The 14,865-nt window shown below is 45.8% G+C and carries 17 protein-coding genes; 3 read left to right on the top strand and 14 right to left on the bottom strand.

Annotated elements, in window-relative coordinates; translation table 11 throughout:
* Positions 1-124: 124 nt before the first annotated feature.
* Positions 125-1,018, top strand: a complete 894-nt coding sequence (locus BI182_RS05665) for a sensor domain-containing diguanylate cyclase (RefSeq protein WP_286806105.1) — start codon at positions 125-127, stop codon at positions 1,016-1,018.
* Between the two features lie 137 nt (positions 1,019-1,155).
* Here BI182_RS05665 and BI182_RS05660 read toward each other — a convergent pair whose 3' ends face one another.
* From BI182_RS05660 to BI182_RS05645, 4 genes are all read right to left on the bottom strand, one after another.
* Complete coding sequence (locus BI182_RS05660) at positions 1,156-1,638, bottom strand: hypothetical protein (RefSeq protein WP_250934109.1); 483 nt, start codon at positions 1,636-1,638, stop codon at positions 1,156-1,158.
* Positions 1,613-2,500, bottom strand: a complete 888-nt coding sequence (locus tag BI182_RS05655) for a phosphodiester glycosidase family protein (RefSeq protein ID WP_250934110.1) — start codon at positions 2,498-2,500, stop codon at positions 1,613-1,615. The genes BI182_RS05660 and BI182_RS05655 overlap by 26 nt, the downstream gene beginning before the upstream one ends.
* Complete coding sequence (locus BI182_RS05650; protein ID WP_148638208.1) at positions 2,497-3,555, bottom strand: bifunctional glycosyltransferase family 2/GtrA family protein; 1,059 nt, start codon at positions 3,553-3,555, stop codon at positions 2,497-2,499. The genes BI182_RS05655 and BI182_RS05650 overlap by 4 nt, the downstream gene beginning before the upstream one ends.
* 196 nt (positions 3,556-3,751) lie before the next feature.
* On the bottom strand, positions 3,752-4,000 hold the full coding sequence (locus tag BI182_RS05645; protein WP_070370849.1) for a GlsB/YeaQ/YmgE family stress response membrane protein: 249 nt from the start codon (positions 3,998-4,000) through the stop codon (positions 3,752-3,754).
* Between the two features lie 344 nt (positions 4,001-4,344).
* Between BI182_RS05645 and BI182_RS05640 the strand changes: the two genes are divergently transcribed.
* On the top strand, positions 4,345-5,010 hold the full coding sequence (locus tag BI182_RS05640) for a GTP pyrophosphokinase (protein ID WP_070370848.1): 666 nt from the start codon (positions 4,345-4,347) through the stop codon (positions 5,008-5,010).
* Positions 5,011-5,227: 217 nt separating this feature from the next.
* Positions 5,228-5,722: a rubrerythrin family protein gene (locus BI182_RS05635; protein ID WP_070370847.1), complete on the top strand. Its 495-nt coding sequence runs from the start codon at positions 5,228-5,230 to the stop codon at positions 5,720-5,722.
* A gap of 183 nt (positions 5,723-5,905) precedes the next feature.
* On the opposite strand, the gene BI182_RS05630 is transcribed toward BI182_RS05635, so the two are convergent.
* From BI182_RS05630 to BI182_RS05585, 10 genes are all read right to left on the bottom strand, one after another.
* Complete coding sequence (locus BI182_RS05630; protein WP_148638209.1) at positions 5,906-6,565, bottom strand: cobalamin B12-binding domain-containing protein; 660 nt, start codon at positions 6,563-6,565, stop codon at positions 5,906-5,908.
* Positions 6,566-6,576: 11 nt separating this feature from the next.
* A complete protein-coding gene (locus BI182_RS05625) occupies positions 6,577-7,896 on the bottom strand; it encodes a PocR ligand-binding domain-containing protein (protein WP_148638210.1) in 1,320 nt (439 codons plus the stop codon).
* Between the two features lie 156 nt (positions 7,897-8,052).
* Positions 8,053-8,259, bottom strand: coding sequence for a hypothetical protein (locus tag BI182_RS05620; protein ID WP_148638211.1), 207 nt, complete (start codon positions 8,257-8,259; stop codon positions 8,053-8,055).
* An 18-nt stretch (positions 8,260-8,277) separates the two neighbouring features.
* Positions 8,278-9,255: a uroporphyrinogen decarboxylase family protein gene (locus BI182_RS05615; protein WP_286806098.1), complete on the bottom strand. Its 978-nt coding sequence runs from the start codon at positions 9,253-9,255 to the stop codon at positions 8,278-8,280.
* Positions 9,256-9,295: 40 nt separating this feature from the next.
* Entirely contained in the window at positions 9,296-9,925 is a 630-nt protein-coding gene (locus BI182_RS05610; RefSeq protein WP_286806097.1) for a cobalamin B12-binding domain-containing protein, read from the bottom strand.
* A gap of 170 nt (positions 9,926-10,095) precedes the next feature.
* Entirely contained in the window at positions 10,096-10,902 is an 807-nt protein-coding gene (locus tag BI182_RS05605) for a methyltetrahydrofolate cobalamin methyltransferase (RefSeq protein WP_286806095.1), read from the bottom strand.
* 53 nt (positions 10,903-10,955) lie between these two features.
* Positions 10,956-11,255, bottom strand: a complete 300-nt coding sequence (locus BI182_RS05600) for a hypothetical protein (protein WP_148638527.1) — start codon at positions 11,253-11,255, stop codon at positions 10,956-10,958.
* Positions 11,245-11,673: a hypothetical protein gene (locus BI182_RS05595; protein ID WP_286806093.1), complete on the bottom strand. Its 429-nt coding sequence runs from the start codon at positions 11,671-11,673 to the stop codon at positions 11,245-11,247. The genes BI182_RS05600 and BI182_RS05595 overlap by 11 nt, the downstream gene beginning before the upstream one ends.
* On the bottom strand, positions 11,660-12,265 hold the full coding sequence (locus tag BI182_RS05590) for a CobW family GTP-binding protein (RefSeq protein ID WP_148638529.1): 606 nt from the start codon (positions 12,263-12,265) through the stop codon (positions 11,660-11,662). The genes BI182_RS05595 and BI182_RS05590 overlap by 14 nt, the downstream gene beginning before the upstream one ends.
* A 457-nt stretch (positions 12,266-12,722) precedes the next feature.
* Positions 12,723-14,864 (bottom strand): NHLP bacteriocin export ABC transporter permease/ATPase subunit, encoded by a 2,142-nt coding sequence (locus BI182_RS05585; protein WP_286806089.1) that lies wholly within the window; start codon positions 14,862-14,864, stop codon positions 12,723-12,725.
* Position 14,865 lies beyond the last annotated feature (1 nt).

Genomic DNA, 14,865 nt, shown 5'->3' with positions numbered 1-14,865 from the left:
ATTCCCTGACACTGGTAAAAGAATACCACAAACCTTAAAGAAAATAAATGCAAAGATAACAATATCAGGCTATAATAAGTATTAACTCTAAACCGTTAATATTTAATTTTCTGGAGGTATTTCCATGAAACTGGATAATGACCAGTACCGGATCATTGTTGAGTCCTCACCCAATATGATCTGGCGGGCTGGAACCGATACATTGTGTAATTATTTTAACACCACCTGGTTGAAATTTACTGGCCAGACAATGACTCAGGAAATGGGAAATGGCTGGGCCGAAGGTATTCACCCCGAAGATTTTGACATGTGCCTGAAAGTATATTTGGAAGCCTTTGCCAAACAAGAATCCTTTGAAATGGAATACCGGCTTAAACGCCAGGATGGTGTTTATCGCTGGATCAATGACCGGGGCGTTCCCTACTATATCGGTGACCATGAATTTGCCGGCTATATTGGTAGCTGCATGGACGTGACCGATAAGGTGGAAGGCCAGAAGCTGCGGGATCTGGCACAGCGTGACGGTCTGACTCGAATCTACAATCGCCAGTATTTTGAACAATTGGCCAATGTTGAATTTTCCAAAGCCAAACGATTTGATGCTGATCTTTGTGTTGCCATGATCGATATTGATCACTTTAAGACGATCAATGATACTTTTGGCCACCATGCTGGGGATCTGGTTTTAAAAACGGTGGCTAAAACCATCAATGAAAGCATTCGGGCCTTCGATCTGTTTGGTCGCTATGGTGGTGATGAATTTGTTTTGCTGATGTCCAATACCAATTATGTTGAAGCTTCGATCCTGATCGCCCGATTAAAGCATGTCCTTGAAACCATCGAAATAAAATATAATGATACCCTGATCCGTATCAGTGCCAGTTTTGGATTATACCAGATGCATCATGAGGTGATCCTGGAAAAGGTCATCATTGAGGCCGACAAAAAATTGTATGAGATCAAAAACAGTCGCTCCAAACAACCCCCACATTCAGTTGAGCAGCGACCTGCTTTATGATCGATAACCGCTTTTCCCCCTGTTTATCGAGTATCAAGCAAACTCTTGTCCGCATACCAAAAAAGCAAGTGAGCTTTCAAAAAGCGCTCTCACTTGCTTTTTCTGATGCTGCAATGATTATTCTAAACGGATTCACCTTATTCACGAATGACCGTCTCTTCTGTTTTTTTCATTCTTTTTTCAGTCTTTAACAACCGCTGGTTGGTCACTGCCAGAAAGCCAAATACCATCAATCCGATGCCAACCGCTACCCAACCCAGGAAGAAAAAAATTATCAGATATGGGGAATTCGTACCGGCAATTTCCAGAATCCCTTTAAGAAAACTCCCCACCGTTAGAGCGGCAAGCCCCGAATTGTAACTGTTATAACCCATGCGATAAACGACAAACCGGGTAATAAAGGCCAGGTAGCGACCAATCAGCAAATACCCCAACGCCCCACCCAATAATGGGTATAAAAACATCCATGTCATGGCCGCTGCACGGACCCCGTGTCCAAAAAAACCGTAGATCAGATTGACGGCCACAGCCACCAGCGCCAGTAGCAGGTAAACCACGATGGTTTTACGGATCCTATTATTGTTGCTTTTTATTTTAATACCCGAAATAAACAATATCACTGACCTCCCGTTCTGCAATACTGCGGCCGTCGGTGGGATTATTGACCACTTCGCCATTAAAAACCATGGTGGATGATCCGCCGCCATCCAGATTGTAGGCAATGGTGCAGCCTCGTTCTTTAAATTCCTGGGCCAACTGAAGTAGTGAAAGCCCTTCGCTCTCATCCGTCCGGCCATCCGAAACGATCACCAGATAATGTCCCGCTGAAATCTGTCCGATGGCCGTACGGGGATTGCTTTCCTTGGCTTGCCCCACTTCGCTGCTACTATCAACCATGATGTCACCATTTTCAACCAGGGCTGGCCCAAATGATAGCACCTGCCAATTCTCACTTAATGATGCCATACTGACGTCATTTTCATCGGCAATCGAAAAATTGCCATTCTGATCAATAACCAAGGCCTCATTCTCACTGGCACTATCCCGATAGATAATGCCATTACGCAAAACATAGCCGTCGTCCCGGAAGCCGTAATAGTCACCATTGATGGCAAAGATGGCATTTTGAGCAGCGGCGATATCTGACGTTTTGGCCTTGACATTTCGCCCATAGGTATTATTGGCAAAGGCTGTTTTCAGATAGGCCGCATCCGAAACCTGAATATCCGCCACATAAATGGTCGAATCATATTTCAAAATGGTTTCAATGCTAATCTGGATATTTTCATCACTATAAGATGTTGCGGTAATCACCGGTTCGGTTTCTGCCGCTGTGGACGTTTCGGCACTTGTTTCTGGTGCCACAATCACCATTGATTTCTGAAGCACAAAAGTATCCATTAGCACAAAGGTAAACAACCCCACCAGCAGGAGCGAAAATATCCCTGCCCAACGATACGGTTTTGAAAAGAACTTGATCATTTAAGACGATACTCCTTCCTCGATTCCCCGAAAATAAAATTTTTCTGAATCAGGTAACTGCCGATAAATAATCCCGTGTCAACGCATATTTTTAACACCGTCAGGTGAATCGGTAAACTGCTTAAACTGGAGACAAAGAACCAGCTTAACAGCATCTGACTGATAAATAAAATGGCGTACTGCAATGCCGCCTTCCCTTCCCGATCGGTATTTTGAAAAACCCAGTGCTTATTAAGCAGATAGTTGACCCCGCCGGACATCACCCGGGCGATAATGGTTGCCTCCAGGATTCCCAGTGAGGTCGCTCCAAAGGCAATTTGCATCAGTAGCGTAAAGACCGAGTTATCCACAATCGCCGAGACAAAAGATGATAAACTGAATTTTAGAATATTCAGGTAGATCCGGGCTGAATCTTTAATCGCATGAAAATGAGATGCTTTGTTTTCATTCAAATAAATGGTCTCAATCGGGACTTCCACAAAGGGAATTCGGCTTTTACCAGCTTCCAGCAGCACATTCATTTCATACTCATAGCGGTCACCGGGAATCTTTAGTAACTCTTTTGTCCAACTCATCGGAATTCCCCGCAGTCCGGTTTGAGTATCCGGACACCGCTCTCCGGTACTCAATAAATAAGCCAGCGATGTGATGCGGTTACCCCACTTGCTTTTAAAGGGAGTTTTTACATTATTGAAATCCCGGGTTCCCAGAATCAGGCTGGCCGGGTTTTCTTCCAGCATCCTGGCTACGTTTAAGATGTCCTCCGGTGCATGCTGTCCATCGGCATCCGCCGTTACATAGCCCGGCGCATCGGGATAAATATTGGCGGCATAGGCCATTCCCGTTTTTAATGCGACGCCTTTACCCATATTTTTGCTGTGAACCCGAACCACACAGTCAAGCTTTTCTCTTAAAATATCAAAGATGATTTCATACCCGGGGGCACTGCCATCATTTATAATAATTGTTGTTAAGTCATAGTGTTTTAGTTTTTCAACTAAGGTGATCAATTTTTCGTCCGGATTCAGAGCCGGAATAATCACAACAGCTTTCATAATGCTGACCTCCTTTATGTTCTTGTCGGCATTCTATCGTCCTAAAGTGATTGTTCTGTGATTGGGTTCTGAATTTTAACGCTTTGTTTCAAAAGCCTTCCCGATTTTGATGCGATTTTAGCCAAACACAAAAAGGTCGGAAAAGAGATAAACCGTATCTCTTTTCCGACCACGTAAAACATCAAGTTAAACCATTTTATTTTGTGAACAAATTAATAATCACAAGGAGAATTACCGCTCCCACTGAGGCAACAAAAATACTCCAAAGATTAAATCCGGTTACTCCCGTGGTTCCGAAAAAGCCAAATACAAAACCACCAATCATGGCGCCCAGTATTCCAACGACAATATTTTTAATGAGTCCCATTTTTTCATTGTTTTTTGTCAGCATGCTGGCCAGCCAACCGGCTAAACCACCAAGGATAATCCAGCTAAAAAACCCCATATTATCACATCCTTTCTTAATTTTCAGGTACTTGCAACGCTTCCTTCCATCTTGGATTTTATTTCGCAATTACCTAATTTTCTTCTATTTGTTATTATACCCGCTTATCTTTAAACAAACCTTCCAACTTCATCGTTTTCATCTGCCCCACTTTCTCTCCACTCTATTATTTAAAAACTTTTTTAGTCGGTTAAACTTAAATTGCATCTAAGCTTTTAGCGTTAAAATAATTAGTTGTAGCCTCTATTGAGATTACCACGTTTTGCGATTCACTCTTTACCATATCCACGATTAACTATAGAAAGGCACTTTCTACTCTTAACTGATAAAAGTGAAATACAATCATGCAGATTAATTCGACTGAACTCCCCTTTTCTGAAGACCTGGACATGAATGGTAGTTTAAAGGAGTTTCTCCTACAGCAGCAGATTTACCGGGCTGCCATCAAAGAAATAAAAACCAAGCTGGAAATTTTGGATGAAGAGTTCCAGGCCAGATATGACCATAACCCGATCCATCATATGGAGTACCGGCTTAAATCTCCCCAGAGCATCGCCGGAAAGATGCAGAAAAAAGGGCTGGAAATCACCGCTGAAAACATCCGTAAAAACCTGACGGATATTGCTGGCGTTCGGGTGATCTGCAACTATTTACACGACATCGATCGGATTGCCAACCTGTTGCTGCGCCATGATGACATTACCCTGATCCGTAAAAATGATTATATCAATGAGCCCAAAAAAAATGGTTACCGCAGCCTTCATCTGATTGTACTGGTGCCCATCTTTCTGGCCGAGCGAACCGAATCCGTTCCGGTGGAAATCCAAATTCGTACCATCGCCATGGATTTCTGGGCCAGTCTTGAACATCAGCTCAAATACAAAGGTCATAGCGATATCTCCGAAGGCCTCCGGGAGCGGCTCAAATACTGTGCCGAATCAATTACCCGACTGGATGAGGAAATGCAGATGATCTATGAGGAAATTACGACAAACGACTGCGACCAATAATAATCGATACCGAGGCCATCACCTCGGTTTTTTTATGTTTTTTTTGCATATCTTATTGACACTCTGATTATTCTATGCTATCTTATTTATATTCATTACTGTTTAGTAATTATTATTTTATAAGTTGATCTAATTTTCTTCTGGATTGCACCCCTAACTTTCCAGAATCTTGATCAATTATACTACCTAACTAAAATATTAATATGGAGGAAAACAAATGTCAGAATCAAAAACACTTAATAATCTTATGGAGGCGTTTGCCGGAGAGTCCCAGGCAAACAGAAAGTACACCGCATACTCAAAGAAAGCTGAAGCTGATGGAAAAATCAATGCGGCTAAATTATTTAAAGCTGCCGCCGATGCTGAAACCCTGCATGCCTTAAAACATTTTGAAGTCGCCGGAAAGATCCATACCACTGCTGAAAACTTAAAAGACGCCGTGGCTGGCGAAACCCACGAGTTTACAGAGATGTATCCGGATTTTCTAAAAACAGCGGAAGCTGAAGGTAATCAGGATGCCATTAAAACCTTTACCTTTGCCATGAAAGCTGAAGCGGTTCATGCCCGACTCTATCAGGAAGCCCTAGAAAACCTCGATCAGAGCGAAGAAGTTTTCTACTACCTCTGCCCCCTCTGCGGTAATATTGAAAAAGCCGTACCTGATAAATGCGCCATTTGTGGCGTTCCCGGAAGCAGCTTTATTAAATACTAAGCCATCCATTTTTCTACTCTCCTAACCTAAAAACCAGAAGAATCTGCTCGCACTGAGTAGAGTTCTTCTGGTTTTTTTAATCGATAGTCGAACTACCTAATAGCAAAGAATTTCTGCAAGCTACTCAACTTTTTCAGCAGGGCATTTTTTCGATCAAAACCCAAATGACAAAGCTCACTTCACTCACACCGCATAAACTCCTATCCGGTTCTTCACCAGATCCCCCACTGCTTCACTGGCTTCAAAAAGATCATTAGCATAGGCATCGGCCTTAATCCGGGCGGCGTATTCTCTGGTTACCGGGGCGCCACCCACAATCACCTTCACCTGAGAGCGCAGGCCCGCCTCAACCAGCGCTTCCAGCGTGGCATCCAGTTCCGGTAAGGTAGTCGTTAACAAGGATGACAGCGCCAGCACATCGGGCTTGTGGGTTCTAATCGCTTCGACAAAGTCTTCCACTGGCACATCAATGCCCAGATCAATCACCGTATAGCCGCTGCCCTGGAGCATCATGATCACCAGGTTCTTGCCGATATCGTGGAGATCGCCAGCGACGGTGCCGATGGTAACAATCCCTTTTGTTTGACCGGTTGACCGGGAGATGATCGGTTCCATCACATACATGGCGGCGTGGGCCGCCCGGGAGGCCATCAGCACATCGGTAACGTAGATTTCCCCATCAAACATTTTCTGGCCCAGATCTCGAAAGGCCGGGTTAATGGCCGTTTTGATGATTTTATCGGTGCGAAGCCCCATGTTTAGGGCATCCTTGGTCTTGTTCATGGCTTTCTGGGTTTCGCCTTTTTCAATGGCTTCCTGCAGTTGATCCAAAATTTCTTCCATTTTTTGCTTCCTTATCGTTTATGAAACTTGCGGTACTGGGTGGGGGTGATCCCCTCAAATTTCCGAAATACCTTGGTGAAATAACCGGCATCCTCATAGCCCACTTTTTCGGCAATGGTCTGAATCTGATAATGGGGATTTTCCAGTAACTTTTTGGACTTCTCAATGCGCACTTTCAGCACATGATCCATCATCGACAGCCCCAGCTGATCCTTGAAGATTCTGCCAGCATAACCCGGGCTTAAACAGGCGGCCTCGGCAATGGCTTCCACTGTCACATTTTCGGGATAATGGCTTTCGATGTAGTTAAGCATCAGGGTGATGTTGGGGTTTTGGGGTCTTTGGTGATCTGCTTCCAGCGCCTCCAGCTGTTCCAGATAAGCATCCACGGCCTTTGAGGCCAGCACCCCGATGGCTTCCATGGACTGGGTTTGATAGAGTTTGCCAATGGTATCATCATTGATTCCGGCAAAGACCGGCTGTGGTAATCCCAGCTGATCGACCACCCGTAACAGCATCACCAGCAGTTCGGTCATTTTGGATCGCATCACCGGCAAACTCTGACGGGCTTCATAGCGCAGACCAGTGATTAGCCCTTCCAGATAGTTCCGGGCTTTTTTGCGGTTATTCTCAAGCTGATGGCGGATGGCATCCTCGTCAACCAGAGAAATCGTTTCCCGTTTATCCGTCTGGTGATCCGGATTTTTCCGATTCTCAATTTCCGCATGAAAAAGGGTTCGCTGGCGAGCAAACTCCCGGGACTGCTCGTAATTCTCCCAGCCAGCCTTCATGATGTAATTTGCCACGACGTAAAGCAGATAGGCCGAGGCCTGAACCTGGTTGCCGGTCACAATGGGGAGCTCCCCCACTGCGGCAAAGAGTTCCTCAAAGTCGGTGGTAATGGGCTGGTTCATCTTGCGCAGTTCAATCCAGAAAAACTCCTCCGGCTCCCACATCAACACCTGTCCGCAGATGATCGTGCCAACATGGGAACCGCCCAGAATAATCGGCGCCGCCCACTCAATCAGTCCCGACGGGCACCTAAAAATATAGGGCTCGCCAAACAATGCCGCCTGTTTGCCCGCTCGTTTATAGGCTCCCTGGCAACGAGTTTTACCGCCCTCTAAACCATAGATGATCCGGCAAAACTTGCTGCATTTCTTGATCCCTTTTCGTGGAAAGATCGACACTCCTTCCACATCGACAATGTTAGCCATCAGTCCCGTGGTGGTGGTAAAGGCGTCGAGAATTTCCTGAAGGGTCTTGATATCAACCAGGTCGTTAATGCGTTTATTTTTTTGTTGGGATTGGCGGGTTTCGGTTTGATCCATGATTTCACCTGTAAGTTTTCAGCTCTATATTTTTATCAGTATAGCACTGTTTGTTTAAAAATAAAACACGACATGTTTTAATTCTTTGATAAGCTTAAAAACAACACAGCGCAGTTCCGCCGTGTTGTTTTTGTCATTTTTACTCAATTTATTTGTTTAGTTATCCTTTTGGGAAACTTTCTTCTGATACATGATCAGACCGATAAAGCCACCCATAAAACCGCTCATCAGGCCACTGATACCGTTACCCAGAGCATTGGCAAAAGCCGTTTCCGGTATGGAGACTAAAAAGTAATTCAGCGCAAAGCTGATCAAAAGCCCCATGATGCCGCCGACTAATCCGGTCATTAGTGCTGCTTTCATTGAATTTAGCCTATTTTCCTAGAGCTTGTTTATTTCATTGAAGGCCTGAAGCATGGGGCCAAGTCGGGGATCACCAACCATAAGTGAGTTGCCATTTTCATTCAAAAGTGTCGGCATTAAGATAAAATTACCTTTCTGTCCATAAATGTTGGCACAACGTTTCGACTCTTCAATTAATTCTTCTACTGAAGCGCCGATATAACTGGCTGGCCCGGATGAATCCCATCCCCCTTCAACAATCAAACGTCCCTGATATTTTTCCAGAATTCCTTCCAGATCGTTCATCGGCTGGGCTGAGTGCCAGATTTTAGCTCCCATTTCCACATAGTCACCGACAATTTCTTCACATTTGCCACAGGTATGCTGGGCGAAGATCACCTCTCTGGAAGTGACGGCCTCAATAATCCGTTGATGCGACGGTTTGATTACTTCCCGATAGACTTTCGGAGACATAAACAGTCCATTAGCGGTGGCCAGATCATCAAAATAGGTCAATACATCCGGCTGATAGGCATCAATAATACGATTGTGACAGGCGATTCTAAAATCTGCCAAGGCTTCAAAAAATCCCCGGCAGGCATCGGGATCTTCCACCAGTGAACAAAGAGCATTTTCAAAGCCCATGAAAGCGGCCATTCGTTCAAATAAACCACAGGGACTAAAAAGATTTACTACCACTTCATTACGGTTATTTTGATTAAAGTCTTCCAGTTCTTTTGCTGCCGCCGCTTCAATGCCGAGGCTATCAAGATCTACAAAATGGACATGTTCCTTCCAGTCGGCAATGTCCTCAAACATAAATTTATTTGGTTCCGGCATTGCGCCTTCTTTAGTGACAACCCAATTAACACCAAAAGAATCTACTCCACCTTGCAATGGACTTTCTATGAGACTTGCTGAAATAAAACCACACATTTTATACGTTTCCATTGAATTGGGAATAAACTCCGGTTTCTTCCCCTCGATCATCGCAAAAAAATTCTCTCTCTGATTCATCTTTTTTCTCCCTTATCGATATTTTTTATCATAATACGCATCACTTAACCAGTTCTTTAGCCTTTACTGCGGCACTGCCAGCATCAGCGGCATATCCATCAGCCCCAATTTCGGCAGCGAATTCCGGTGTCACCGGGGCCCCACCGACAATCACTTTAAAACCACTTAAGCCGCTAGACTTGATGGTTTGGACGGCACTTTTTAAAGACGGCATCGTAGTTGTCAGCAGTCCCGATAAAGCAACTAAGGTAACATTGTCATTTTCCTTAATGGCATCCACAAATTTTTCATCAGCCACATCGACCCCCAGATCCACCATGGTAAAGCCAGCACTTTCAATCATCATCGCAACCAGGTTCTTGCCGATATCATGAAGATCCCCTGCCACGGTACCAATAACACAGGTGCCCAGTGATGCAGCGTTATCCCCGGCCATCAACGGTCTTAAAACGTCCACCCCTTTGGACATGGCTTTGGCAGCAATCAACATTTCCGGTACAAAAATCTCACCGGATGAAAACTTATCGCCGACGACGCTCATGGAATCCACCATGGCAGCCAGAATTTCCGCCGGTTGACTGCCAGCATCCAGAGCTTCCGAAACCGCTGCCCCAACCTTTTTTGACTTCCCGGCTTCCACCAATTCTTTGACTTCATTAATTTTTGACATGTTTTGCTTCCTCCTATTATATCAATCTTGATTTGAAATATATTAATAAACTGCTCCCGCCAGACTTTGGGTCATTTTTTCACCGTGTGTGCCGTGAACCCATAATCCCATGCCGGTCAGGTCTCAGCCCACAATCATTTGAGTTTTTCTTCGTTTCGCTATTTCGTTTGTTACTTTTTAACCGGTCCGTGGATTCCCTGACGATAAGCCCGGATGTACTCCACGCAGTATTCATCGTCGCCCATCAGCGCTTCAGTGGCAAAAATGATCCCCATCAGATCCCGGTCAGTGGGATCAAGAATCCCGCTGTCCAGTCCAGCCATCATCGCCATGACGGTAAAGCCCATGTTGACCGTTTTGCGAGCTGGCAGATTAAAGGAAATGTTGCTGATCGCTCCAGTAACGTGAATGGTAGGGTATTGGGCTTTTATTTCTTTAATGACCTCGGTGACAACTGCGATTCCCTCTTCCGACGTACAGAGCATTTCCACTAGCGGGTCAATGTGCAGCCGGGAGGGGGCAATATTATATTCCTTAGCTTTGGCCATAATATCAGCAAATACCTCCAGGCGGTCTTTGGCGGTTTTCGGAATGCCCTTGTCGCTGTTAAGCAGAGCTACACAGTCCCACCCCGTATCAGCGATGGCGGCAAAGCCCACGTCTACCTTGTTGCCTTCCATGGAAACCGAATTAAACAGCCCTGGGCGTTTGCAGTATTTCATGGCCGTCACACAAGTGTGTTCGTTGGGGCTGTCCACCGCAATGGGGATATCGGTTTCTTCCTGAACAATGTCGATGAGCCATTTCATGGTCTCCAACTCGACGTCGTTTTCCACCGAGGCGCAGACATCGATGTAGTCAACCCCGGCCGCAGCCTGGATTCGAGCCAGGTTTTTGATGAATTCGGCGTCCTTCGCCGCAATGGCTTTTGCCGTTGACGGAATCGCACCATTAATTTTTTCTCCAATGATGATCATAGTAATGTTTCTCCTAACTTAATTTGCAAAAATTATTATTAAATTATTTCCTGTTACATGGCTTCCAGAAGTGGCGCCATTGCCGTCAGCAGGGCATCACTGACCGGCTGCAGGGCGGCCCCATCATTTCCACTGAGCCATTCAAAAACGTAAAGTTCTGCGTCATCTGCCGGACTGTGATAATGTTCATGACAATTGCAGGTTTCACCGTGATGATGGTTGGCAGCCAGCTCCCTTGCCAGCACGTACTGCTTGTCTTCAAAACTGAAATGCTTCACGATCGTCATGTCAAATGAATGACCATCCACATCCATGTAGGTCATGCGCTTGATCTCCTTAAATTTATCGTTCATCGTTTTCCTCCCTGGTACTTTTTTGACACTGGACCAGCTGATCGAAGACGGCAATCAGTCGTGCTTCCAGCTCCGGCTGACTGATCCCAAAAACAATTACGGCGATACTGACCTGTCCGGCCTGATTTTTCGGTATGGCTACCGGTTGGGTGTGCACCTGATCCCCGGTTGATGAGATCATAACGCCTTGCCCCGCAGCCGCAAGATAGCTTTTGAGATGCCCGACCACACCCCCACCAGCGGCAATCCATTTGGCCATGGTCGCAAATTCATCACCGATGATTTTACAGCTGGTCTCAAACAACTGCTCTGGTAGGCGTATTTCCCCAGCGATGGCAACGGCCCCCTCATGAAGGGTCGTCGCAATCTGATAGCTTTTTCGTTTTGATAACTGGGAACTCTTGTTAATTCGTACCATCGTGAATCACCTTCAACACGCTTTCATTAATCGGCCTGATCCCGCTGATGGGATACATCGCCGCCGTGGCATTTTGTAGCTGCAGATCTTTTTTGACAGCATTCAATTCCGCCGCATCCACCAGATCGGTTTTATTGATCAGAATCAGCTCAGCATCATTTAACTGACCTTCGATCAGATTCGCCAACGGTATCCGGATGCGTTGCCAGCGTTTGGCATCAACAATGGTAACAATCCGGGCTGTAACCCCAAGATTTAAAAACAGTGATTCGGCAATTTTATCGGGAAAGGCTACCCCGGTGGCTTCAATAATCAGCCAATGGGGGTCTGCGGTTTTTTTGATCTCCTGAATTCCGGAAATCAGATCGCTGTTCAAGCTGCAACAGACGCAACCGGAAAAGATATCCCGGACTTCGTAGCCGCTGCCTCGCAAGACCTTGTCATCAATGCCGATTTGGCCGATTTCATTTTCAATGATGGCCACCCTAGTCTGGCGATCCCCGGGAGACTGCGCCACCAGATAGCGGGCCAGCTGCAGTAGTACCGTGGTTTTGCCGGAACCCAGAAAGCCACCCAGTATTAATATTTTCACGGCTTCCTCCTCCTGATTGGTTTGATTGATATTTTTTTCGGCTGGCGATTGTAATCATCACCGCCGTTTTTGTAATATCTGTATTATATCCGAATGAAAACGATGTTAATATGGAGGAAACCGTATCATTTTATGACAAAAACAGCTTTTTCAACTTCGTTTTTCCGGACGTTTTGACAAAATGGTAAAATTAAAACCTGTTCTTTTGTAAAACAGGACTATTCAAACTTAAGGCAATAAAAAAAGACCCGGTTAAACCAGGTCATTTTAGGGTGATGGATGAAGCTTTTTATTGATCCTTGCCATTACAGCTAAGCGTGCTGTTTGATACAAAGCAGTCAAATATTTGAACGGTCACATCTAAACGTTATTTCTCACTACTATAAAAACATACATAAATTTCAAACTTTTTTTATGATCCGTTGTAAAATCAGCAGTTAGCTATTTCTGGCCTTTCTCATACTAGCTGACGCTTGGCATACTTATAAAAATAGGCTTCTTTTTTCATCAGTTCGTCATAGGTGCCGGATTCAACAATGCTGCCCTTTTCCAGTACCAGAATGCGGTCGCAATCCATAATCGTGCTAAGCCGATGGGCAATCACAATCCGGGTGGCGTCGAGGTTTTTCAAACTTTCAGAAACAATCTTCTGGGATCGGTTATCCAGGGCGCTGGTCGCTTCATCGAAAAAGAGTATGGCCGGATTGGCGGCAATGGCTCTGGCAATCAGCAACTTCTGGCGCTGGCCTCCGGACAAGGTACCGGCTCCCTCCGCCACCATGGTTTTCAGACCCATGGGCATTTCCCGGATTTCTTCATCCATACCGACTTTTTTAAGCAGTTCCCAGACTTCATCTTCCGACAACTCCTTTTTTGAACCGGCAATGTTTGATAAGATATCCCCGGGGATCAGTTGGCTGTCCTGGAGTACCACCCCCATCTGCTTTCGGATTTCCCGGATATCCACACTTTCCAGATCAAAGCCGCCACAGTAAATGCTGCCACTGGTGGGTTTTTCAAAGCCCAAAAGCAGCCGCAACAGGGTTGACTTGCCACTGCCGGAAGCCCCAACAATAGCCACATACTCGCCATGTTTGATATGGAGAAAAATATTATCCAGAATCGTGGCCCCGCCCTGATAGTAGGAAAAATAGAGATGCTTAATTTCAATGTCTCCCTGAATTTTTCCGGGGGTGGTTTTAAAGCTATCCACTTCGGGCACACCGTCGATGATCGGTTTGGTATTTTCATACTGGGGCACCACACTATTGATCGAAATCAGGGTTTGCACCAGTCCCAGCAGCGACGAGATAAAAATGACAAAGGCCGAATTGATGGCCACAAAACCCCCAGAGGAAATGCTATTGACACTGACATAATAGTAGATTACACACATTGACAGGGTTGGCAGAGCAATGGTCATCAACCGCAGCAAGGCCATCAGCTGACCACGCTTATATTCCACCTTCCGCTGTTTGGCATATTCCCGAACCCATTTCAGATAAGAGCGACTTTCAGCGCCAGCCACCCGTAGCCGGGAAACCGAGGTGATCAGCTCAAACACCATGCCCGAAATATCATTGGACATTTCCAGTGAGATCCGTTGGCATTTCATTTGCGCTTTTCCGATGACCAGGGTGATGGCCACACTGACCGCTGTTAAAGCCATGGCAATGAAACCAATGGTGGTGTTGATGGTAAAAATATACAATCCGTTGATTAGTGAAAATGAGCTGGTGATGATCATCGTGATGACATTCACCGATAAAATTTTCTGGATCATTGCAAAGCCAGTGGCCCGCATCGCCAGCGCGCCCGAAGAGTACTGTTTAAAAAAAGAGGCCGGCAGGGATAACAATTTGTCCAGCAGGGAATTCTGCAAAATTGACAATTTCCCCTGAATGCGGAGCACACAGATGTTTTGCACCATTGCAAACAACCCCCGACTGATGGCCACCGCCACCAGAATAAAGCCTACTACCAGAATCGTCACCGACTGATTCTGAGGAATCCAGACGTTGAAAGTCTCCTGCATCGCCATCGCCGGCAACAGCGAAAGCAGCGCTGCCGCCAGCGCCAGCACCAGCGTTAAGACCAGGTCGCGACGACGGAACAGTTTTAAACCCAGCTTTACCATTTCCCAAAAGGTCACTGGTTCCTTGGGCAGGGGTGGGTAAAAAACATAGGCCCGGTCGAATTCCGACTGAGCATCCACTTCCTGAGCTACCCCATCACCATGCCAGCACCGATAACGACTGGGGGATTTGGGAATCAGGGCAACCGGCTCCCCGTCTTTGGTAAACGCCAGCATCGGGCCGTTATCATGCTGATACCAATTGGCTTTAAGTTCCACCTGGCGGATTCGAAATCCCGATTCATCGGCAATCAGTTTAAAGGGATCACCACCACTAAGCTTTCTAAGCGGGGGTATTTTAACGGCAATACCCATCGCCTCAGCGACTCTGGCCACAGCGGCAATCAGGGGATTATCATCCAGAGCGGCCGATTTTTTAGGCGACAACACACTGTCGAAGGCTTTTTTGGCACTATTATCGTATTTTTTATTGAGCTGTCGGATTTCTTCTAATTTTTTGGCCATC

The sequence above is a fragment of the Acetobacterium sp. MES1 genome (genome assembly GCF_002237635.1).
Classification (GTDB): Bacteria; Bacillota; Clostridia; order Eubacteriales; family Eubacteriaceae; genus Acetobacterium; species Acetobacterium wieringae.
Note: the sequence above shows the minus strand (reverse complement) of the source record. Positions and strands in the feature narration are given on the sequence as shown.

What these genes read in the sequence shown, in the direction of transcription:
- BI182_RS05665 (WP_286806105.1), top strand. Translation starts at nt 125, where the DNA reads ATGAAACTGGATAATGACCAGTACCGGATCATTGTTGAGTCCTCACCC.
- BI182_RS05655 (WP_250934110.1), bottom strand. Translation starts at nt 2,500, where the DNA reads ATGATCAAGTTCTTTTCAAAACCGTATCGTTGGGCAGGGATATTTTCG.
- BI182_RS05650 (WP_148638208.1), bottom strand. Translation starts at nt 3,555, where the DNA reads ATGAAAGCTGTTGTGATTATTCCGGCTCTGAATCCGGACGAAAAATTG.
- BI182_RS05645 (WP_070370849.1), bottom strand. Translation starts at nt 4,000, where the DNA reads ATGGGGTTTTTTAGCTGGATTATCCTTGGTGGTTTAGCCGGTTGGCTG.
- BI182_RS05640 (WP_070370848.1), top strand. Translation starts at nt 4,345, where the DNA reads ATGCAGATTAATTCGACTGAACTCCCCTTTTCTGAAGACCTGGACATG.
- BI182_RS05635 (WP_070370847.1), top strand. Translation starts at nt 5,228, where the DNA reads ATGTCAGAATCAAAAACACTTAATAATCTTATGGAGGCGTTTGCCGGA.
- BI182_RS05630 (WP_148638209.1), bottom strand. Translation starts at nt 6,565, where the DNA reads ATGGAAGAAATTTTGGATCAACTGCAGGAAGCCATTGAAAAAGGCGAA.
- BI182_RS05625 (WP_148638210.1), bottom strand. Translation starts at nt 7,896, where the DNA reads ATGGATCAAACCGAAACCCGCCAATCCCAACAAAAAAATAAACGCATT.
- BI182_RS05620 (WP_148638211.1), bottom strand. Translation starts at nt 8,259, where the DNA reads ATGAAAGCAGCACTAATGACCGGATTAGTCGGCGGCATCATGGGGCTT.
- BI182_RS05615 (WP_286806098.1), bottom strand. Translation starts at nt 9,255, where the DNA reads ATGAATCAGAGAGAGAATTTTTTTGCGATGATCGAGGGGAAGAAACCG.
- BI182_RS05610 (WP_286806097.1), bottom strand. Translation starts at nt 9,925, where the DNA reads ATGTCAAAAATTAATGAAGTCAAAGAATTGGTGGAAGCCGGGAAGTCA.
- BI182_RS05605 (WP_286806095.1), bottom strand. Translation starts at nt 10,902, where the DNA reads ATGATCATCATTGGAGAAAAAATTAATGGTGCGATTCCGTCAACGGCA.
- BI182_RS05600 (WP_148638527.1), bottom strand. Translation starts at nt 11,255, where the DNA reads ATGAACGATAAATTTAAGGAGATCAAGCGCATGACCTACATGGATGTG.
- BI182_RS05595 (WP_286806093.1), bottom strand. Translation starts at nt 11,673, where the DNA reads ATGGTACGAATTAACAAGAGTTCCCAGTTATCAAAACGAAAAAGCTAT.
- BI182_RS05585 (WP_286806089.1), bottom strand. Translation starts at nt 14,864, where the DNA reads ATGGCCAAAAAATTAGAAGAAATCCGACAGCTCAATAAAAAATACGAT.